General features: G+C 63.0%; 22 protein-coding genes. 11 read left to right on the top strand and 11 right to left on the bottom strand.

Going from position 1 to position 19,613, the window contains the following annotated elements; genetic code table 11:
• Positions 1 to 36: 36 nt before the first annotated feature.
• From ACZ60G_RS42655 to ACZ60G_RS42635, 5 genes are all read left to right on the top strand, one after another.
• Positions 37 to 1,914 carry a type IV secretory system conjugative DNA transfer family protein gene (locus tag ACZ60G_RS42655; protein WP_465817916.1) on the top strand — a complete coding sequence of 626 codons (1,878 nt, stop codon included), beginning with the start codon at positions 37 to 39 and terminating at the stop codon, positions 1,912 to 1,914.
• Positions 1,911 to 2,789, top strand: a complete 879-nt coding sequence (locus ACZ60G_RS42650; protein WP_465817915.1) for a DUF4913 domain-containing protein — start codon at positions 1,911 to 1,913, stop codon at positions 2,787 to 2,789. Before ACZ60G_RS42655 ends, ACZ60G_RS42650 begins: the two co-directional genes overlap by 4 nt.
• Positions 2,786 to 3,718 carry a hypothetical protein gene (locus tag ACZ60G_RS42645; RefSeq protein ID WP_465817913.1) on the top strand — a complete coding sequence of 311 codons (933 nt, stop codon included), beginning with the start codon at positions 2,786 to 2,788 and terminating at the stop codon, positions 3,716 to 3,718. Before ACZ60G_RS42650 ends, ACZ60G_RS42645 begins: the two co-directional genes overlap by 4 nt.
• Complete coding sequence (locus ACZ60G_RS42640) at positions 3,715 to 4,650, top strand: hypothetical protein (protein ID WP_465817911.1); 936 nt, start codon at positions 3,715 to 3,717, stop codon at positions 4,648 to 4,650. Before ACZ60G_RS42645 ends, ACZ60G_RS42640 begins: the two co-directional genes overlap by 4 nt.
• A 238-nt stretch (positions 4,651 to 4,888) precedes the next feature.
• Complete coding sequence (locus ACZ60G_RS42635) at positions 4,889 to 5,749, top strand: MBL fold metallo-hydrolase (RefSeq protein WP_465817909.1); 861 nt, start codon at positions 4,889 to 4,891, stop codon at positions 5,747 to 5,749.
• Between the two features lie 37 nt (positions 5,750 to 5,786).
• Here the strand turns inward: ACZ60G_RS42635 and ACZ60G_RS42630 are convergent, their stop codons facing one another.
• The 5 genes from ACZ60G_RS42630 to ACZ60G_RS42610 form a co-directional block, all read right to left on the bottom strand.
• Positions 5,787 to 6,317 (bottom strand): hypothetical protein, encoded by a 531-nt coding sequence (locus ACZ60G_RS42630; RefSeq protein ID WP_465817907.1) that lies wholly within the window; start codon positions 6,315 to 6,317, stop codon positions 5,787 to 5,789.
• Positions 6,318 to 6,401: 84 nt separating this feature from the next.
• A complete protein-coding gene (locus ACZ60G_RS42625; RefSeq protein ID WP_465817905.1) occupies positions 6,402 to 6,659 on the bottom strand; it encodes a hypothetical protein in 258 nt (85 codons plus the stop codon).
• 547 nt (positions 6,660 to 7,206) lie between these two features.
• Positions 7,207 to 7,506: a hypothetical protein gene (locus ACZ60G_RS42620; RefSeq protein WP_465817903.1), complete on the bottom strand. Its 300-nt coding sequence runs from the start codon at positions 7,504 to 7,506 to the stop codon at positions 7,207 to 7,209.
• A gap of 16 nt (positions 7,507 to 7,522) precedes the next feature.
• Positions 7,523 to 7,738: a hypothetical protein gene (locus tag ACZ60G_RS42615; protein ID WP_465817902.1), complete on the bottom strand. Its 216-nt coding sequence runs from the start codon at positions 7,736 to 7,738 to the stop codon at positions 7,523 to 7,525.
• Positions 7,731 to 7,973 (bottom strand): hypothetical protein, encoded by a 243-nt coding sequence (locus ACZ60G_RS42610; RefSeq protein ID WP_465817900.1) that lies wholly within the window; start codon positions 7,971 to 7,973, stop codon positions 7,731 to 7,733. The genes ACZ60G_RS42615 and ACZ60G_RS42610 overlap by 8 nt, the downstream gene beginning before the upstream one ends.
• A 304-nt stretch (positions 7,974 to 8,277) precedes the next feature.
• Here ACZ60G_RS42610 and ACZ60G_RS42605 point away from each other — a divergent pair, with 304 nt between their 5' ends.
• The gene (locus ACZ60G_RS42605) at positions 8,278 to 9,585 is read left to right on the top strand and encodes a serine hydrolase domain-containing protein (RefSeq protein ID WP_465817899.1); all 1,308 of its coding nucleotides are present in this window, start codon (positions 8,278 to 8,280) and stop codon (positions 9,583 to 9,585) included.
• Here the strand turns inward: ACZ60G_RS42605 and ACZ60G_RS42600 are convergent.
• Positions 9,566 to 10,753 carry a helix-turn-helix domain-containing protein gene (locus ACZ60G_RS42600; protein ID WP_465817897.1) on the bottom strand — a complete coding sequence of 396 codons (1,188 nt, stop codon included), beginning with the start codon at positions 10,751 to 10,753 and terminating at the stop codon, positions 9,566 to 9,568. The genes ACZ60G_RS42605 and ACZ60G_RS42600 overlap by 20 nt on opposite strands.
• A 130-nt stretch (positions 10,754 to 10,883) precedes the next feature.
• On the opposite strand from ACZ60G_RS42600, the gene ACZ60G_RS42595 reads away from it, so the two are divergent.
• On the top strand, positions 10,884 to 11,285 hold the full coding sequence (locus ACZ60G_RS42595; RefSeq protein ID WP_465817896.1) for a VOC family protein: 402 nt from the start codon (positions 10,884 to 10,886) through the stop codon (positions 11,283 to 11,285).
• 78 nt (positions 11,286 to 11,363) lie between these two features.
• Here ACZ60G_RS42595 and ACZ60G_RS42590 read toward each other — a convergent pair whose 3' ends face one another.
• From ACZ60G_RS42590 to ACZ60G_RS42580, 3 genes are read right to left on the bottom strand one after another with little or no spacing between them, the layout of a single operon-like run.
• Positions 11,364 to 12,185, bottom strand: coding sequence for a helix-turn-helix domain-containing protein (locus ACZ60G_RS42590; RefSeq protein WP_465817894.1), 822 nt, complete (start codon positions 12,183 to 12,185; stop codon positions 11,364 to 11,366).
• 17 nt (positions 12,186 to 12,202) lie between these two features.
• On the bottom strand, positions 12,203 to 12,721 hold the full coding sequence (locus ACZ60G_RS42585) for a DUF6879 family protein (protein ID WP_465817892.1): 519 nt from the start codon (positions 12,719 to 12,721) through the stop codon (positions 12,203 to 12,205).
• Positions 12,702 to 13,031, bottom strand: coding sequence for a hypothetical protein (locus tag ACZ60G_RS42580; RefSeq protein ID WP_465817891.1), 330 nt, complete (start codon positions 13,029 to 13,031; stop codon positions 12,702 to 12,704). The genes ACZ60G_RS42585 and ACZ60G_RS42580 overlap by 20 nt, the downstream gene beginning before the upstream one ends.
• A 185-nt stretch (positions 13,032 to 13,216) precedes the next feature.
• On the opposite strand from ACZ60G_RS42580, the gene ACZ60G_RS42575 reads away from it, so the two are divergent.
• Genes ACZ60G_RS42575 through ACZ60G_RS42560 form a run of 4 tightly spaced genes read left to right on the top strand, consistent with a single transcriptional unit; the run spans position 13,217 to position 16,478 of the window.
• Entirely contained in the window at positions 13,217 to 14,386 is a 1,170-nt protein-coding gene (locus ACZ60G_RS42575; protein ID WP_465817889.1) for a radical SAM protein, read from the top strand.
• Entirely contained in the window at positions 14,383 to 14,997 is a 615-nt protein-coding gene (locus tag ACZ60G_RS42570; protein ID WP_465817887.1) for a 3'-5' exonuclease, read from the top strand. The genes ACZ60G_RS42575 and ACZ60G_RS42570 overlap by 4 nt, the downstream gene beginning before the upstream one ends.
• A complete protein-coding gene (locus tag ACZ60G_RS42565) occupies positions 14,991 to 15,641 on the top strand; it encodes an AAA family ATPase (RefSeq protein WP_465817886.1) in 651 nt (216 codons plus the stop codon). Before ACZ60G_RS42570 ends, ACZ60G_RS42565 begins: the two co-directional genes overlap by 7 nt.
• A gap of 39 nt (positions 15,642 to 15,680) precedes the next feature.
• Positions 15,681 to 16,478: an aldo/keto reductase gene (locus ACZ60G_RS42560; RefSeq protein ID WP_465817884.1), complete on the top strand. Its 798-nt coding sequence runs from the start codon at positions 15,681 to 15,683 to the stop codon at positions 16,476 to 16,478.
• A 797-nt stretch (positions 16,479 to 17,275) separates the two neighbouring features.
• Here ACZ60G_RS42560 and ACZ60G_RS42555 read toward each other — a convergent pair.
• Together ACZ60G_RS42555 and ACZ60G_RS42550 are read right to left on the bottom strand one after the other, a co-directional pair.
• Positions 17,276 to 18,460 carry an SNIPE associated domain-containing protein gene (locus ACZ60G_RS42555; protein WP_465817882.1) on the bottom strand — a complete coding sequence of 395 codons (1,185 nt, stop codon included), beginning with the start codon at positions 18,458 to 18,460 and terminating at the stop codon, positions 17,276 to 17,278.
• On the bottom strand, positions 18,457 to 19,613 hold a 1,157-nt coding region (locus ACZ60G_RS42550; RefSeq protein ID WP_465817880.1), incomplete at its 5' end, for a hypothetical protein. The genes ACZ60G_RS42555 and ACZ60G_RS42550, both read right to left, overlap by 4 nt.

Genomic DNA, 19,613 nt, shown 5'->3' with positions numbered 1-19,613 from the left:
CAACTCTTTACACCTATCCGTCTGGAGGTCTTGATCATGATCTCGACACGAGAGACCCGTCGCCGCACCAAACGCGGCCTGGGTGAGGAAACTACGCTGCTGCTCGTCTTTCTGGCGTTGGTGGCCTTCGCCTTGGCGTTGTGGGCAGCGTTGAGCCTGGGAAGCTGGTGGGCCGGACTGCCGGTTACCGGTCATCCGGTGACCGCGTTGCTCGAAGTCGTCGCCGGCCAGCACCGCTGGCCATGGCAGGCCAGCGTGCTGGCCGTCGCATTCACCGCCGGCGGAGCCGCGCTGGTCGTCGCCGGTTGGCGGGCGCTGTCGGCGGGCAGTGAGATCGACGCGGCCGCGCGCACGATGCAGCGCCCCGCCGCGATTCGGTTGGCCCGTGCCCGCGATAACGCGGTCGCCAACCAGCGACTGTTGCGCGATGCGGGCACTGAGATTCAGGCCAGCAAGGGCCCACCACTTGGGAAAACGGTGATCGGTGGTGTGGAGTTGTTCGTGCCCGCCGAGCTCGGGGTGACGATCGCGGCGGGCACTCGCACCGGCAAGACGATGGCTTGGGCGATTCCGGCGGTGATGGCGGCGTGGGGGCCGTGCCTAGCGACCTCGAACAAGCCGGACTTGTACCGGCACACCGTCTACGGGCGCGAACAGCGCGGCCGGATCTGGTTGTGCGATCTGCAAGGGGTTACCGGCACGATCGAGTGCGGGTTCTGGGTCAATCTGCTCACCCAGGTCACGAGCCTGCCCGCAGCCCGAAAGCTGGCCGGGTTCTTCGTTTCCGCAGCCTCCGGGTCGGTGTCGCAGGCAGCCAACGCCAAGGTCGACTCCTATTTCGACGGAGGCGCTCAAGAGTTACTGAGTTTGTATGCGTATGCGGCGGCGTGCGTCGGCGGGGATTTGCTGCACGTGGCCGAATGGCTTGGCAGAGACCAGGATCAGACCCCGGCGTTGATCCTGCGGCACTACGGCCACCATCGACCCGCCGAGCGAATCGTCGAATCCCAAGCCCTCTACGCCCGCCAGCGAGATGGGTTATTCGACATGGCGCGTCGGTATCTCAACGTGCTCTCCGATGAGGGTTATGCCCGCGTGGTCACCCCACCGCGACGCCACCTGCTGGCGGTACAGGAGGAAGCCGACAAGAAGAGCAACAAGACCCGTGTCGTGGTCGATAAGACCGAACAAGACCCGACGCATAGTCTGCCGGAGTTCAAACCCGCCGAGTACGTCAATTCGACCGACACGTTGTATGCGCTGTCGATGGCCGGTCCTGACGGAGCCACACCGCTGACATCGGCGTTGGTCGGTCAGATACTCGAGGCTGGGCTCGAGGTAGCGCGGGCCCGCCCGGACGGGCGCCTGGCAGTGCCGCTGTTAGGGGTGCTCGATGAAGCAGCCAATTGCGCCCGCATCTCGGAGTTGCCTTCCTATTACACCTATGCCGGTGGCTGCGGGATCATCCTGATGACGATCCTGCAGGTCCTCGAACAAGGTGAAGACCTGTGGGGCGCAAACGGTCTCAAGACGATGCGCGCGCAATCCATCGAGGTGTACGGCGGCGGGATCGCCGCGGTTGACTACCTCGAGCACTGGTCGGCGATGACCGGCCCTCACGATGTAGCCGATCGTTCGCGCAGCCACGGTGCCGGGGGAGTCAACCGCACCCTGACTTGGCGCCCCGAACCCATCCTCGACGTCGCCCTGTTGGCCGCGCTGCCCAAAGACCGTGCGCTGGTTCGACTCCCGAACCACGGACCAGTGGTTGTGCGCAAGATCTGGTGGTCCGACACCGAATACGCCCCCTTGATCCAGAAATCGTTGGAGCGTTTCGAGACGGTCGCCCACTTGAACACCGTGCCTGCCGAGGCTGTCGATGAGGGAACAGCGAACGGGGGTGAGCGGTCATGAACGCGCCCACTGCGGCGGCGGGCAAGAAGCCGCCGATGTACCAGCATTTCAGCGAGTTCACCGAAAAGTGGCTGCTGCCCACGATCAATATCCGGTTGTCCGAAGCGTCTCGAGAGAACACTTACACCTGGTGTTGCAAGTGGTGGGCACACCGCGGCGTCGCCGTGCGAATCGCCCACCTGCACGCGGCATTCGAGGCCCAACGTCGTGCACGGACCGGCAACAGCCTGAGCACGTTCCTGCTCTTACACCTCGACGCCCACTTCAAGGTCATCCTCGACGCGGCCAACGGGCCCCTGCACCGGTGCACGCGCACCACACACCTCGCCACGCCGTCCCTGCCGTTCGACCCCGTCCCAGCGGGATGGTTCACCTCCGCGAACCGCCCGCCCAATACCGCGCCCGAGAACCAGAAGCAGGAGACGACCAAGCCGTCGCCACGGTTCGCCCACTACAGCCAGTTCGTGCAGAAATGGCTGCTGCCGGTCACCGCCGTGCGCATCACGGGCTCCAGCCGGGAAGGCCAGTACAGCTGGTGCCGACAGTGGTGGCGCCACCAAGCCGTCGTGGTCCGATTCGCCGGGATACACGCGGTCTTCGAAGCAGCGCGCCTCGCTGAGGACAAGTCCGCGATGAGCGGGCTGTTCGTACGCCACATCGACCCCCACATGCGCTACATCCTCGACGCCGCCAACGGCCCTCTACACCGCTGCACCCCCGACCAGCACCTCGACATCCCCGGATTGCCAGCCGAACCGATCCCCACCGCGTGGTTCGGCGCTATCGGTGCGAAGACCGCGATCGAGCACCTCGGTTTCGGGCCTGACTTCCGAGCCTTCGTACCAAATGGTGCGACAGGAGGGCTTGGATCATGATCACGCCGACGCGCGCGCAGGTGCAGGTGCTGAAGTCCCTGCAGAACCAGTCGGTGACTCTCGCCAGCATGCTCGCCGAGGCAACACTTCACCAGCAGCACAGTGGACAACGCCCGCCGCCGTCCTGGTACGAGGTCTTCCACCATCGCGCGATCCGGCGTGAAGCATTGACCAATGCCGCACTCGCCGGTGGGGTGCCGCGGGCGTGGATCGATCACGTCCGCGAGCGGGGCGACCGAACAGTGCCCTGGAACCCCGACCTGTACCTACGCACGCCCGAACCGTTGAAATGGGACGAGATCCTGGGCGGCCTCGATACGCACGTGCAGCGCCTGTGCGAATGGACCGCCCTGGCCGCGGCCTGCGGACCGATCGCAGCAAGAGCCGAGGACGTATCGACCACCGCTGGGTTCAATCACAATCTACAAACATTACGCGCCAGAACCACGGGCGTGGCGAACCTGCTCGGGGTCAATGCTGAACAGGCCCAGCAGTTGTGGGGCGCCGAATTGGATTGGGTGACCACCGGGGTGGCGATGCTCGACGGCATTCCGGTCGAGGGTCTCGCGCAACGCTGGCGAGACGCCGCACACACCGACGCCAGTGCCTTGAATCTGCAGGCTCGCGTGCTGTCCGCCGCTGGGATCGCGATAGACAAAGCAGTAGCACTGCCGTCCCACGAAGCGCTGAAGCCTGCGATCGGTGCCGCACTAACACCGCCGACACCGCTGTTCCTGTCGGCGGCCGCACCTGGCGCAGACGTCGAGGCCGCGATCGGTGCCGCGAACCTCACCTACGGCGGTGATGCCGAAACAAGCATGGACGCACCGACATTCAGTGACCCAGCGGGCATCGAAGCCTGGTGCGGCGACCCCACACCGAATGACGTACCTGCCGCGGCACCGGTATGGCGGGAGGCCGGACTGTGACGGGCCCGAACTCGCCGCTGCGGGTCCGCGATATCCCACCCGAACAGGCCGCGCTCCTAGGCCACATCCACCAGCTGGCCGCGCTCGGTGCGCGGCTGCATCAGGCCGTACCCGAGACCACGCCGGGCTCGGTGCGGGTCACCCAGTTGTTCGAACACATCATTCAGGTCGACCGCGAGCGCGAGCTGACCGAGATCCATGCCCGCGCAGACGGAATGCCCGCGAGCTGGGTCGACCAAGCTCGGGCCGTCGGGCGATCGGGCCGTCCCTGGACCGAAGAACTACTGCTGCCCCCAACGCTCCCGCCGATCCGGCGCCGAAACACCACACGGGTTGTCCAGGACACCCGACAGCTCGCCGATATGGCCGCTATCACTGTCGTTCGTGAGCTTCGACTCGCGGCCAATGGCAACACCGCCGAACCGGAACCTGCTGCCGCCGAACAGCTTCGACGCAACATGGCGGCCCTGTGGACACGTGCCGCCGCGACCGCCACCTCGATCGGCATGAGCCGCAATGTGCGCGGTCGCGTATTCAACGCGGCCGCCAGTGACGTTGATCGACGCGTCGAGACCTACCAGCACTACAGCCTCGACGACCTGCATGCTCTCTGGCGCACTTACACCACCCCCACCATCGCCGCCGATGCGCGGCGCTCACTGAAGAGTCTGCGCAGCGCAGATCGCGGCACCAACACCGCGGCAGCCGACGCAGAGCAACCCCCGACGCCCCAGGCGATGATCGAACGCGCTCGCCGCAGCCTCAACGTGGCAGCCATCAACGACTCCGACTCCGACACCGGAACCGATATCGAGACAGCAATCACGGTCGCGCTACCCAGCACCGCGCACGAGTGGGGCACCTCAGCTGACCTCCACGGCGGTGATTCCGCCGCCGTCGACGTATACCGGGACGCCGGACCCGACCCATAGCCGTCGATAGCCCTTGCCACCAACAACTTTCAGTCCGAGGCGACATGTATCCATCGAACATCGGCACCGCCGCTGTCGTGGCGGCCGAGCGCTCAGCGGCGATGACAATCGCCCCGCTCACGCCATGACACGGCCACCGGGCCGTCGCGACCAACGCCGTCCCAAACCTCGCGTTCTCCGTGGCGCCGCGCATCAACTCCCGCGCCCGTTCCACACCCATAAGACAGGAGCACCCACCATGACAGTAAGCCTGGACAACTTCACCCGCGCCGCGACAATCCATCGCCGACAGCTCGGCGATCACCGCATCACCTATCTACCCGACGGGGTAGCGCTGCTCGACCCCCGCGCGTGGCTGCCGGGATCCGACGACAGGCTCCTGGCCGAGCACGCCCATCTGATCAACCCCGACGGATTCCTGGTCGCCAGCATCGGCGCGCTGCTAATCGAACACGGAAGCCGGGCCATGCTCATCGACGCCGGCTTTGGACCCCTGGCGATACCAACTCCGTTCGGGCGGATGCGTGGCGGGCAACTGCTCGACAGCCTCGTGGCCGCAGGCAAGACGCTGGCCGATGTCGAGTTGATCGGGATCACCCACCTGCACCTGGATCACATCGGCTGGCTGTGGCAGAACATGTCCGCAACGACCGTCAGCCCGTTCGCCGACATTCCTGTCCTGATCGGGGACACCGAATGGGATCGGCGCGACCTGGCCAGTGCCGACGGCATCAGTCCGGAGATGCTCGACGTATTCGCGGCCCAAGTGCATACCATCGCTGATTCTGAGGAGATCTTCCCGGGCGTGCACGCCCTCGCTACGCCCGGACACAGCCTCGGCCACCTCGCCTACGACATCACCTCACCCGGTCACCGGCTGATCGTGTTCGGCGACGCCATGCAAACCCCACTTCAGATCAGCCATCCCGAGCTGGTCGCTGCCGTCGATGACGACCCCACTGAATCAGTGGCGACCAGCCGTCGCTTGCTCGATGCGCTCAGCGCCCCCGACACCCTCGGTTTCGGATTGCACTTCGCCGACGTCCAACTCGGACGCGTTGCCGCCAACCTCGGCCGGCGGATGTGGTGTCCCGAATAGCCACGCACCCAACGCAATTCGACGATATAGCGCCATATCACGACGCGGTTCGCCAAACATATGGTGTCGGTACGGGGTTGCCCTGCCCAGGAGCAGGCGACGCCAGGTTCGCTGTTGCGTGCTCGTAGATTTTCTGCCAGTGCGTACCTGAGCGCTGTGCCAGCGCGAATGCCACCTGGTAGTTGAGGTCGATGACCTGTTGATTGTATTCGAAGACCAGCTGGGGAGTCACGCGGTAGGTGCCGATCGCCCAGTGATCGCGCTTCGGTGGTGTTCTATTGGTCCAGCGAACGGGGAAGTTCCGCTCGAGGACTGTCCCGAGATAGATTCCGGCGCGGTCGATGACCCAATCGCCAAGCGGAATGCTGTCGATGGTGGGCAGCCGTCTGAGCAGGAGTTGTTCTGCTCGCCGAAGGCCGTCGAGGCTGTATATGTGCGGTGGCATCTCGGGGACGTCCTGGGAGAAGAAGGTTTCGAGATGCCACTGGCGTGTTCGGAGCCAACGCTCCCAGGGGTCGGAGTGCAGCTCAGCGTGGGTCAGATGGATCGAGAGGGGTTCGGTTGTCATTGTGGCGCACCGATTTTCGTGTCGAATATAGTGTGTGCGCACTGTTTTGGTATCACGTCGCTGGTCGAGTCGTGGTGCATCGGGCTACCGCCACGGCCAGCTCAGGCCGCTGTGATAACGAATGGTTCTTTTTCCCGCCTCGTCGACGGCGACGTGGACGGTGACCGGGCGGCGCGCGATCGCGAGCATGGTGTAGGCGGCGAGCGAGCCGAGGATCAGGACCGTGACCGCGGCGCGCGGAACGGTGTTGGGTCGGCCGGGGATGGTGTGGGTGGCGCTGGCATTGGTGGCGTCCACCAATGTCCATCCCAGATCCGCGGCCTTGTCGAGGTATTCGTGCAACGAGTTATGTTGGTGCTCAGTCGAGTTCGATGCTCTTTCCATCATTGATTTCCTTGGAAGTCGGGATATCAGTAGCGGATCGTGTCGTGCCGAGCCATCTCCCGTATGGATACGGGTGCTCATCGCGGCTGTGAAGGTTGTCGAATCACGGCGGGTCCTGGATTATGTTGACCCGTCGCAGAAAGAGCCTGTGCTCCAATGGATTTCGAATCGACTTCGGTTGCGTCATCTGCGGCACCGTCTCCGGCCGCTATCAAGGGCGCGTTTATGTTGGTCGATCTTGATGTTGGCCGCGATCTGCGTCGCGCAGGTCATTGCCGGGCAATCCCGGTGCAGGGCGCGGGCGATTACAGCGGCGTCGTAGCTTTGCATCGGCCAGTGTGGGTTGTCGTGGTCGGTCCACGGCAAGGTCCGTGCGAGAACGTTGGTGTCGTAGATTGGCCGACTCGCGGATTGGATTGCTTGGCGTGAAGTGTTGGGCAACTGAATGATTGATTCGTTGTGAGCACGCTGTTGCCAGACAGCAGGCATCGCGGACATGCCGATCTCACCCGTTCGTATCGGTCGGGAGGTTCGCGGTGTTGAGCAGCGCGGGCCACAGCTCCTCCCGGATCGCGTTCCACAGGTCCTCGTGCTTGGGGAACCAGTCTCGGACTTCGACCAAGTCGGGTGGTTGAGTGTCATCGAAGTAGACCGTGCCCGGCTGCGCCGAGGGCATCGGCTGGTCGGGGTACCGGTAGGCGGGGAAGGCTTTATCCCTGATCTGGAAGTTCCGAATCCGCACCGACCCCTTTGCCAGTTGCCACTGGGCGGCCTTCTTTCCATCGCGGGTTTCAGTGCTACGCAACTCGTCTCGGTGCATGTCATCCCTTGGTGGGTGGGTTCCCCGGCGTCGGAGGACTCGACACCCCGACGCCGGGAAGATCGGTGGCGGCATTCATGTGTTGCAGGCCGGTGACGATGCGCTGGTACAGCTCGACCGATGGCAATTCCCATGGATCGAGGCCCAGATCGCACGGAATACGTTGTGGCAGTGGATCATCGATACTGAAGCTCGTTTGGCTGTTCGGGTCAGTCATTGGACAACACCCGCACAGGCTGTCGCTGTTGCCCGTTCGCCCAGGCCGGAATCACCTCGACAAACCCGAGTCCGGTCGGCCGGAACATGGGCGGGCTTTCGATCACGCGGCGAAGGATCGAGCAGCGATCGTCCGCTGGTGGCAGTGCGATGATTCCTCGGTTTCGCAACACCGATACCTCGACCCGGTCGAGTTGCGCGAACATGGCTTTGTCGCCCGGCAGGTCAGCGTGCACGAGGTACGGCCATCGGTTGTATGGCGCTTGCGTGTTTCGCAATGGATTACCTCCCCTGTCTCCTCAAGGCACCCGACCGCGACGCGTCTACTGCTCTTGTCGCTGGTCTCGTGGTTGTGACACTTCGGGTCGAGACTGTGTGATTCTTGTGGTCGCGCCTATGGCGTTCCAACCGCGTCTTTCGGTGCTGAGTTCAGCCTGGCCTGCGGAAATGTCGCATGGAAGGGATTGGCTGTGGACAAAGAATTCTGTCTACAGGGCGTGCTTGTTCGGTATGGGATGCTGGTTATGACGGAGAGGGGCCATGGATACCGACTTCCAGACCGAACTGGCTATCCGCGTCGAGCACGCGCAGAGCGCGGCTCGGGTACCGAGTTTGACCGTCGCGGTCGGAGTCGGCGGGATGCCCTTCGCGGTCGCGTCCACCGGTTATGCCGACGTGGAGCACGACATACCAGCGACTGGCGAGTGCAGTTATCGGATCGGATCGGTCACCAAGACATTCACCGCGGCGGTCACGTTGCTGCTGGCGTATCGCGGCCAGCTGGACCTTGATGCCACGGTCTCGCGTTACCTACCAACCTCACCGTTCGGGCGTGTCTCGCTACGGATGCTGTTGTCTCACAGCAGCGGCCTGCAGCGCGAAGCTCCACTGGACATGTGGGAGACCATGAAAGGCCCGTCGGCGGCTGAACTGCGCGAGTCCTTCGATCGCGTCGAAATGGTCGCCGAACCGGGGCAGAGATGGCACTACTCCAATCTGGGCTACGCCATCCTCGGTCAGATCGTCGAACAGGTCACTGGTCAATCGTGCGAATCACTAATCGAGCAGACCCTGCTCGTACCGCTCGATCTCGCTCACACGAGCTGGACACCACCATCGAACGCGGCGATCGGGTATCGGCTCGACCCGTACATCGATACCGTGCACCGTGAACCGCTGATGGACCAGGCCGCGATCGGCGTCGGCGGCCAGATGTGGTCCACCCCAAGCGATCTTCTTCGCTGGGCACACGTTTTAGGCGGAGGCGAACCCGAAATCGTTCCTCTCGAGATCGTCGACAATATGCATACCTTGCAGGTCATGGTCGACACTGCGGCATGGACGCGTGGCTGGGGTCTCGGCCTGATTCTGGAGCGCAGAGGCGAGCGCATTCTGGCTGGGCATACGGGTGCGATGCCGGGCTTCCAATCAGCGTTGTTTGTGCATCGCCCGACGGGGGTTGCCGTGACCGCGTTGACGAACGCGACGAGGGGAATCAAACTCGTTGATCTGGCCGCCGAGATCGTTGAGGCCGCGATCGCCGTCCAGCCCCCTGAGCCGGCTCAGGAATGGCGGCCAGCGCCTGCCTGTCCTGAAGTCGTTCTCCCGATTCTCGGCAGCTGGTGGTCCGAGGCTGATGAAACCGTATTCCGATGGCAACATGACGGCCTGCACGCGAGTCTGGCGACCGACCCGACCTCCAGCGACACCCTCTTCGTGGAGGAAGGGCCTGGACGGTTTCGAGCCATCCAGGGGCGATTGGAAGGCGAACTTCTGGTTGTTAGCGAGAGGGCGGATGGGATCGAGATGCGTTGGGCGACTTACCCGCTCACACGCACGCCTCGATGAACGTCGCCAGCCGATCCGTTGTCGCAGCAACTGTGTGATCCGTGTGGGCACACAGTTTCAGATTGATTGAGCGAAACATTCGGACCACCCGTGGTGTGATCGACTTCGGGGTCACGCAGTCCAATGCCTGGTGCACAAGGGCCGCCGCCTGCTCGTGCTCGCCCATTCTCAGCTGCGCCTCGGCCTGCTCGAGCTGCCAAATCGTGCGGTTGCGCACGAAGACAGCAGGACTCGACGAGTCCTGCTCCCGCAGTGACTCGACGGCTTGACGTGGCTGTCCAAGATCAAGCAGGCATGAACCACGATGGCCGGCCAGCGCCGCCTCGTCGAAGACTTCGAGCCATGCAGGGTCAGCTTCGTCGGGACGATGGCGAGACAACTCGGTTTCGGCCTCGGTGAGCATCCGTGCGCACAAGTCAGCCTCACCCATGCGCGCATGCGCCCGCGCGGCCATCGTGGTCACGAATGCCGCCAACCGCCGATTCCCGCTCCTGCGTGCCCACGACAAGGCCCCGTAGGCTTGCTCGGCGCCCCGCTCGGGGTCGCCGCACCAAGTGCTCATGAAGCTCAGGTTCGGACCGCCGATGAATGCGACAAGGTCAAAAGCACCCACTCGTTCTGCTGATCGGCGTGCGCTTGAGAACGACCGTTTCGCAAGCGTCACGTTGCCTTGATCGAAGAGCATCCAGCCCGCGAGTTGCCGAGCTTCCGCGACTGCGCGCAACATCGGTGTGTGCTCGCGGCCCGTCACCTGACGGACGATGCCTTCAGCAGCATCGGCGTAGGCGATGACGTCGTCGACCTGTTTCGCTGCCATCGTGTGGTCGGCGGCACGAACGTCGACTATCAGGTCCTGTAACGACGCTTTGGCGTTCTCCGGCTCGAGCAATAAGCCTGGGGGGCGATGATGGGCTATCTTAAGGAACGGCTCAGCGAGTCGCCGGAGTTCGCCTCCCGCACCGAGGACCTGATCGAGACGGTCAACAAGGTCAGGCTGCGCACGGCGGTGGGCGTTCTCGATCTTTGCCAGCAGATCGTGACTGGCCAATACCAGCGGGGCCAGCTGCCGCAACGACAAATTGGCGGCGACCCGACGGATCCGTAACTCGGCACCAAACAACGCCTCCGCTGTCGCCCGCGGATCGAATTGACGAGGGGGGACTCCCACCCACGTGATTATTGCCTGGTCGGCCCCCTCGCACCAGCGATCAGAACGCGCACTCAGCGCAGAGCCATGTGAGGATGCCCTTTTCGCGAGCTGGGCCCGTATACGGAGTGCCCGCGCTACGCTTCGGACCGTGAGCCATCGAAGTCGACTGTGCCACATCGTCATCGACGTGCTGGATCTAGATCGAGCGTTGTTGTTCTGGGGCCGCGCCCTCGACGCGACCGAGGAGACCGTCAACCCCAGCAGCCGCGGCGTATACCGGCGTCTGCGTCTGCCCGATTCCGAAATTCGGATCTTGCTGCAAGCGACCGCCGACGAGAAGGTGTCGAAAGAACGGGTGCACATCGACATTGAGACCGACGATGTGGAAGCCGAGGTGCGTCGCCTCGAGGCGCTCGGTGCAGCCAGGTGGGATCACCAACAGGAGCGTGGTTATGATTTCTGGGTTCTGCGAGATCCCTCGGGCAACGAGTTCTGCGTGCTGCAAACCGAGTTTCCTGACCTGCTGACACAGCGCCCGTCCTGGGATTGACGCCGCGCCCGCATCGGGGCAGCTCTGTAGGCGCGTACGGGACATTGACAGTGCCATTCGGCCTGACTGGTGGACTGGCTAGGGGGTGTCGGTGCGGTGCTCGAGGGCGGTTGTTATGAGGTTGCGTGCGGCTCGCCCGGTTACTGATTGTTGGGCGAGGATGTCGAATGCCCGTGCGTAGGTGGCGATCTCGCGTGGTTGGGTGATGGTCAGTTCTGCGGTGAGGTTTTCGACCATCACCATTCGGTCGTCGAAGATGATGAAGTTCGATATGGGTGCCTGGTAGCGGGTTTCGGCTGGCACGATGCCGAACAGGACGCGGGGCATGTTCTGGATAGCGAGTAGCCGGTCCATTTGGCCTGCCATGATTCGGTCGTCTCCGACCGTCGTCCGCAGTGCTTGCTCACCGATGACGAAGTGGAAGCGATGTTTTCGCTGGTACAGGATCTGTTGCCGTTGCATACGCGTCGCGACACCCTGCTCCACGTCGTTGGGTATTCCCTGGAATTCGATGACGCTGCGGAGGATCTCGTGCGCGTAGTCGGCGGTCTGCAACAGCCCGGGAATCAGCACGGGTTCGTACCAGCGCATGAGTGCGGTGTCGGATTCGAACTTGATCTGGGCTTGTTGGCGTCGTTTCGTGCCGGTGCCGAGGACTCGGCGCCATTCCAGGTAGGACGCTTCGATGTTGCGGACTGTGGCGATGAGATCGGCGAGTTGGTCGGTGTAGCCGGTGTGTTCGCACCATGCGCGTATGTCGGCTTCGGTGGGTTTGGTTTTGCCGTATTCGATTTTTGACACCTTCGTTTGGTGCCAGCCGGCTAAATGTGCGAGTTCGGTGCCGGTGAGCCCGGAATTGAGGCGAAGCTCCCGGAGGCGGCCTCCGAGAGCTTCGCGCATGTGATGAAGCGGGTTACTCACTGGTTGGAGTACTCCGCGAGCGGTGTAGCTGATGCCCAGACGCATTGTTTTACCCTGCGGCAGTAGCTGACCAGTCGTGGGTCGGTAGTAACGGCGGCGCCGACCCAGCGGCCCGAGGGTTCGAATACCGTGTAGGCCAACACCGTGTCATCGAATAGCCACCAGTCGTCGCTAGTCAGCTCTTCGGTGTCGATTTGGTGGCGGGGCAGATAGCGGACGTCTTCACCAGCCTCGGTGTTGAAGCGCGCGACCGCTTTGGCGAATCGGGTGTAGTCGGTGTGAGGTTCGGTTACCACGCGTGCCCGGTTGATGGCCACGCCACGGCTGCTCACCTCTCGTACATGGGTGAGCCAGGGCTGAAACCAGCCGTAGTCGTCGAACTCTCCTGCCAGGAACCTCCGAAACGGCTCGGACTCTTCGGGCGTCTCGTAGGTGTCCTGGACTTCGAGATGGAACGCCTCACGCCGGCAGGTACGGAATAGGTCCTCGAATTCCTTACCCGCTACGAGCTGCACCGTAGAACAGCCTTTCTCTCTGCGGCACTTCGATGCAGGTTTCGTCGTCGTAGATGTCGAGTCCGGCAAGTACTTCCGGGTCGGTGACCGGGGTGCCGTCGAGGACGAAGGTGCCTCGGCCGGTATCGGTCATCACTGCCCCGACGAAGGTGTCGGGAAGGGCGAACCCGAGCAGTAGGTGTGGAATCTCGACGGTTCCCTCCGAGTCGGTCTTCCATCCCTGCAGCACGTAGCTGCTGCGATCGGTGGCGTAGAGGGACGGGCATCCGCCGCCTGTGGTGCCACCTTTGCCGAGGAACTGTAATCGCATGTATTGATCTCCCCTCAAATATGCGCTCTTATGCTCGAACACCTTCGATCATCGCCGATGAATGCTCAAATCGCGTAACAATTCTCGAATTCGAGCATGTTGGAGCATGAGTGTAGACGATCGTGCCCGACGGTTCTTAGCGTCGAAAGCCCTAAAGACACACCGACATTGAGGGGGAGCACGTGATGCCGCCAGAAGTTTGCGCGACCACTCGAAGGCCGTTGCCCATCCTGACCCCAACCCAGCAGGCCGCCCTCGATCCGGGATTGCAACAGGTGATCGACTACCGCAAGAGCGGGCTCTCGGCGAACTGGATCATCGGTTGCCCACTGGATTGCACCTACTGCGTACGCCACACCTTCGCGAACTTCGAAATGAAGGCGCCCCGACGGCTGATGGACGAGCAGAGCGCGGCGCGGATGCTGTTGCGGAACAAGCACTTCCGGCCCCACATGACCCCGATCCAGCTGCTGAACAGGGCCACCGACCCGATGCTGCCGGCGGTGAAGCCGCACACCCTCGAGATGTTGCGGCTGCTCGACGAGCAGGGCATCACCAATCACGTCTTGGTGATCACGCGGTGGCGCATCGCGGCCGAGGACTGCGCTATCCTCAACAGCTTCCACAACATTCGCCTGACCATCCTGGTCACCCACAGCGGAATCGATGACGAGCGCATCGAACCGGTCGACTCCACCATCGCGGCGACCTCGCTTCAGACCGCATTCGACCACGCCGAACGCTATCGGGTGATCCTGTACTGGCGCCCGATCGTGCCCGGTCTCAACGACTCCGACGCCCACCTCGATCGGGCGCGTGAACTCAGCCATTTCGCCCACGCCACCGTGTTCACGGGCCTGTTCTTCAAAGACCAGATCCGCGACTACTACCGCGACAACGGTCTTCCCGAGCTGTACGAGGATGGCCCGTCGCGCAAGATTTTCCCAGAGCGGCTGGAGCAGCGGATCCTGGCCGACCGCGGCGGGTTCGGCTCGCCGTTATTCCGCAAGACCAGTTGCGCGGTGACCTTCTCCCACGGCGTCGCCGATTACAACGGGCACTACGGCGTACGAGAGTTGTGCGACATCTGCCCAGTCGCGCAGATCAAACGCTGTACTGAGGATTGGCGTCGCCCAAGCGAGGCGTCGACCGCTGCCTGGGTTCAGCGCCTCGGCGGCGAAATGGTCGAGATCACCAACCGGGCCGTGATCGTGGACGGTTTACCCGAAGGGCGGCGCAACTTTCTCCAGCACAATCTCCGGTATCAGGTCAACGACATCAACCGCCCGCACCATATCGGTCGCCACGGTCGCGCGGACATCGGATGGACTCATCCCCAGGAGACGACACGATGATGGTTCCACATGCACTGCGCGGCAAAGACTTCGTCGTTGTCGACGTTGAAGGAAACGGGCAAACACCACCGGAGATCATCGAGATCGCCGTCCTGCCGGTCTCGGGGGAGACAGTGGTCGTTGAGGAAATGCGGTCGTGGCTGATCCGGCCTACCCGCCCGATCACCCCCATCGTGACCCGCAAGGTCCACGGCATCACCAACGCTGAGGTCGCCGAGTGCCCGAGTTGGTCGGAGGTGGCCGAAAAGATCGAGGCGTCCCTGACCGATCGGATCCTGGTCGCGCACAACGCCAATCTGGAACGCCGCGTCATCGCCGAACACCTGCCGGGCTGGACGCCACCGATGGTGCTCGACACCCTGAAGCTCGCCAAAACCGTATGGCCCGGCATTGGCGGCTACTCGTTGGACAAACTGGTCACCCACGCCGAACTCGACACCACCGCAGTCGGCGACCAAGGCCATCACCGCGCCGGGTGGGACACCTGGGCAGCCTGGCAGCTACTGGTTCGGCTGGTCGACGACAGCGGATTCAGCTGGACCGAACTCGTAAAAGCCGCAGCGCCAGCCGAATTCATTCCGCCCAGAGAACCAGAAGCGCGACTGTGGTGAACACCGAATTCGTGCGCCCAGTGACGATCGCGGTCACCGGGACCCACTCGACCGGCAAAACCACCTTCCTCCAGCAGATCACCGAAGCACTGCATCGCGATCATATCGAGGTGGCCGTCGTCGCCGACCTCGGCGCCCACGCCGCGCAGCATGGGTTGCCGATCCTGCACGAACACACCTGGGCATCCACACTATGGATCATCACCCGCGGAATGTCGCTGGAAGCCCACGCCTGGACCCAGGCCGAGGTGGTCCTGGTCGACCGGCCGGTGCCGGATGCACTCGGATACTACGAAGCCGCATTGGAATACCGCGGCGCTCAACCACACCCAGACAACATCGACCAACTCGAGCAGTTGGTCACCCGCCACGTCCACCACTACGACCTGGTGCTGCGCACCGTACTCAACCCGACGATCCCGCTGGAAATGAGCAAACCCCGGGGCACCGATCTAGAGTTCCGTGCCCTCGCTGACCGCCACGTCGCGAAAGTTCTCGAACGACTCGGCATCGAACATGACCTACTGCCCTCCGATGGACACGACCGCGCCCTGGTCGAAGTGATGACGTTCATCAAAGGCCACCTAAACGGCGTCGCTGAGAACGACGAGCACCAACGCGTGCGCGGCCCAGTAATCGCATAACCCAACGGTCTCCACACCACCGACCCTGGAAGAGCAGCGATGTCCATCAACACAGCGTCCGCGGCAGCCCGCGGCACGTTCTCGATTGGCGGCGACCTGCCAGTCAACCGAATCGGCTACGGCACAATGCAACTCACCGGCCCCGGTCACTGGGGCAGTCCGACCGACGCCAACAAAGCCAGACAACTGCTGCGCCACGCCCTAGACCTCGGCTGCAACCACATCGACACCGCCGACGCCTACGGCCCGACCACCGCCGAACACCTGATCCGCACGGCGCTGCACCCATACCCAGACGAGCTGGTCATCGCCACCAAAGGCGGCATGACCAGGCAAGGACCGAACCAATGGGCGCCGGTCGGGCGTCCCGAATACCTGCGCCAGTGCGTCGAGATGAGCCTGCGACGCCTCCAACTCGACCGGATCGACCTCTACTACCTACACCGCATCGACCCCCAAATCCCGCTCGAAGACCAGGTCGGTGCCCTCCACGACCTGCGCAACCAAGGCAAGATCCGCCATATCGGCCTGTCCAAGGTCACCGTCTCCCAAATCCGAGCAGCATGCAAGATCACCCCGATCACCGCTGTACAGAACCGGTTCAACCTCCTCGACGAAGGCGACGACGCCGTCCTGGACTACTGCACCCAGACTCGGACGGCGTTCGTTGCCTACGCACCACTCGCCGCCGGGGTGCTGGTGAACAACTCGGGCAATCCCGACGCCGCGATCCACTCGCTCCAGTGGCTGCTGAACAAATCGCCTGTCGCACTGCCGATCCCCGGCAGCACCTCACTCGCACACCTGACCCAGAACGCCGCCGCGGCCCACCGGTAAATGCTAATAAGGCTGGCGGCCGCTGGGTGCCTATGGCAGAGGGGGATTCCGAAATCGACCGGGAGTACAAGTGACCATGCTCGTTGTTTTCATCCGTGAGAGGTGAAGTGGATGCCCAGCGGGCTTGATACCTTCCTCATCGTCGCCGCCGTCGTAACTGCGACCTGGGACCACTCTTCGGAGTCATACCCAAACTCTGCCCGGCCAGTGCGACCGATAATGCGGTCAGCCATCACAGGACCGATTCCGTGAGGTCACCAGGGCCGAGCCCGCGGGAGATGTAGCTGATGACGCATCCGAGCGCGATGTGGTGTTCTGTGCGGGAGATAGCCTGCATCACAAGCTATCTCACCACCACGACATATCGGACGCACCCGATCCCCATTCATGGAGGCTCCCGCCAGCTGCCGGGTTTTGGCCCGGACCGCAGTTGCTTTCGACTATCAGCAGACGAAACGGCTATAGCGCAAACAAGCTCGGAAGCAATCGGCACGACGGCTTCGAATTCGCGCATCTTGTCGGCGCGTACCGTTGTGGCCCAGGGGATTTGTCTGTCACCTCTGGTGAGTTCCGACCATCGGCGGCATTGGCCGCCTAGGCGTTGGCCGCGTTGAAGGCGTCGTGGGTATTCATGGATCCATCCCGACTGATGCTGCAATCGTGGCGGGCCGCGGCTGTTGTCATCTGTGATGCTTTTCTGGACAGCGGTCAGCGCGACGAAGGCGCGGTCCGCGCCAAGTTCCTCGGGAGTGCGCACATCCGGGGTGTGGACGTTGGAGCGACGTCCAACAGAAGGTTCACTGTCTACGGTGGGGCCAGTACCGCTTGGATTGGAAGTATTGTGTGGCTTCGGGGGAGTCGTTGTAGTCGAGGAGGTTGCCGACTTTTTTCGCCAGGACTCGGCGTACTTCTTCCGGTGTGGCGAAGAAGAATTCGCGGCGAGTGTTCGCGTGGTTCAGTCGCGCGGCGCCGAACTCTTTGTGGAGTTGGTTTTCGAGTGTGACTGCGTCGTCGGAGAAGTAGACGGCGTGGACGTCGAAGGGGAAGGGGACGGATGCTCCGCCGAGTTCGCGGACTCGGTCGAGTGGTTCGAGTCGGCGGGTCAGTCCGATCTTGACAACGTTGGGTCCGAAGGCGCCGATGTTGGAGATGACGTAGACGTAGCCTGCGCGGATGTTCGCTGCGCGGTAGTCGTTCTGCGTGATCGCCTCGGTGATGCGGGTGAGCTGTTCTTCGATGTCGCGGGTGTCTTGTCCTGTGGCGGTGAGTCGTTGCAGCACGGCTCGGTAGTGTGCTTGTTCTTTTTCGAGTCGCTCGCGTTCGGCGGCGAGTTCTTGTTCGACTTTGCGTTCTTCCCGCAGCCGTTCGCGTTCCTCACGGGCCGCTTCTCGCTCTTGCTGCACCTTCATCATGTAGTCAGCGGTAAGTTCGAGTTCGGTGATCCGCAGCGCGTGATAGGCCGATGCCACGTGCATCTGCATTGCCGCGCCGAGCTTTTCGATGTCTTTGGCGGCTTTGTCGAGCCGTCGTTTGGCGGTGTCGAGGTTGCCAGCGCGTATGGTTCGGACACAGTTTTCGGCTTCGGCGTTGTATGCCCGCAGCATGAGCTTGGACAGATCTGCGGTCAACCGGCGGCCTTCGGCGAGGGAGTTGTTGAAGCTGAACTTGTTGGCCACCACGATGGCCTCGCTGGTCTTCACGGCGTCGCGGATGTCGGCGCGCAGTTCGGCGAGGGTTTGTTTGTAGTCCTCGGCGTTCTCCAACGGATGGTGATATTCGTAAATTCCCACCTCCTGAAGCACCAGTGCGTCATCTACGGTGATGAGCTGGGGATGGATCTGAGGTGGTGTGGCGGCAGGGGCCGGGCGGCTCTGCAGCTGTGCGGTGAGTGCTTGGACGCGGTCGTGCAGGTCGGCGGCTTCGCGTTCCTTGACGACCAGCATCTTGCGCAGTCCGACGATCACGGCTTGGGGGTCGTTCATCCGCGCACTCCGTGATTTGCCAAGGGCGCCAGCCCGTAGGGGTTTTTCGACACCGCGGCGGCGAGGTGAGCCAATGTGGCTGGCGGCTCTACCCGTGCGAGGTCGATCGGCAGGAAATCCGCGCGGTCGGTGGCCAGCCGGACGAGGTCGATGCGGGTGTCGTGGCCGGTCGCGCCGTCGACGGTATCGACGGCGACGGTGAGTGCGATGCTGTCGATGATTTCTTCCCGATCGGCTTCGAACACTTCATGCGCTGTCCGCAACGCGGTCTGCGCGATCGCCGATGCGTAGCGGCGCTTGACCTCGGCCGCTGCCAACATGGTTGCGGTGATTTCGTCGGTAGTTTTGTTGTAGCGGAACGCTTTTGTTGTCGGGAAGGTGTCGGGATGCGGAGCCAAGACCGTGATGTGTAGTTCGCGGTCGTTCGCGTCGAAGCAGTGCTCGTAGGACACCTCGAAAGTTTCGGGGTAGATCGAGTTGGCCAGTACGATGCCGACGTATTCGTCCATCGCGGCGGGCCGGCGGTCGCGTAAACCGGTGATCAACCGGTCCAAGCGTGCGTTCGATTCTTCGACCTGTCTGCGGCGGTCGGCGTTTGCTTGCTGGAGTCGGCGACGAGCGTCGCCCAGCTCCGCAGCACGCGAGACCTCCTGCTGTCGCCAACCGGCGCGAAGCTCCGCGTTCGCAGCGCATGTCCGGGTAAGTGTCAGCAGCCACTGCTGCACAGCGTTGAGGTATGCCCGTTGCGCTGCCTCGAATTGGGCGGTGTGCCTGCGGTTTCCGCCCAGAGCACTGCTCAAACCTGATGGCTGCGCGGGTGGTACGAAGCTCGGGCGATCCGGCAGTGCGTGGTAGCGGGGCACCGGAGATGGTGTGAGCAATTCGGGACGATCGAACGAGAGGTCTGGGGCGGATTCGCGTAGCGACTCGAGGTCGACCCAGTCATCGACTTCCAGCGTGGCGTTGAGGAGGTTGTCGATCTCGTCGTAGGTGACGGCGAGTTGTGCGTTCTTCTCCTGAACCTCTGCCTCTCGGGCGGCAATGTAGGCGAGCTTCGCCCCTACCTGCCAAACTTGGATGAGACCAGTTGGTCTGTATATTTCCGGTAGGTGATGTAGGGCGAGATCAGGGATATCGAGCAGGTGACGTTGAG

The organism is Nocardia sp. NPDC102475 (assembly GCF_055584605.1).
Note: the sequence above shows the minus strand (reverse complement) of the source record. Positions and strands in the feature narration are given on the sequence as shown.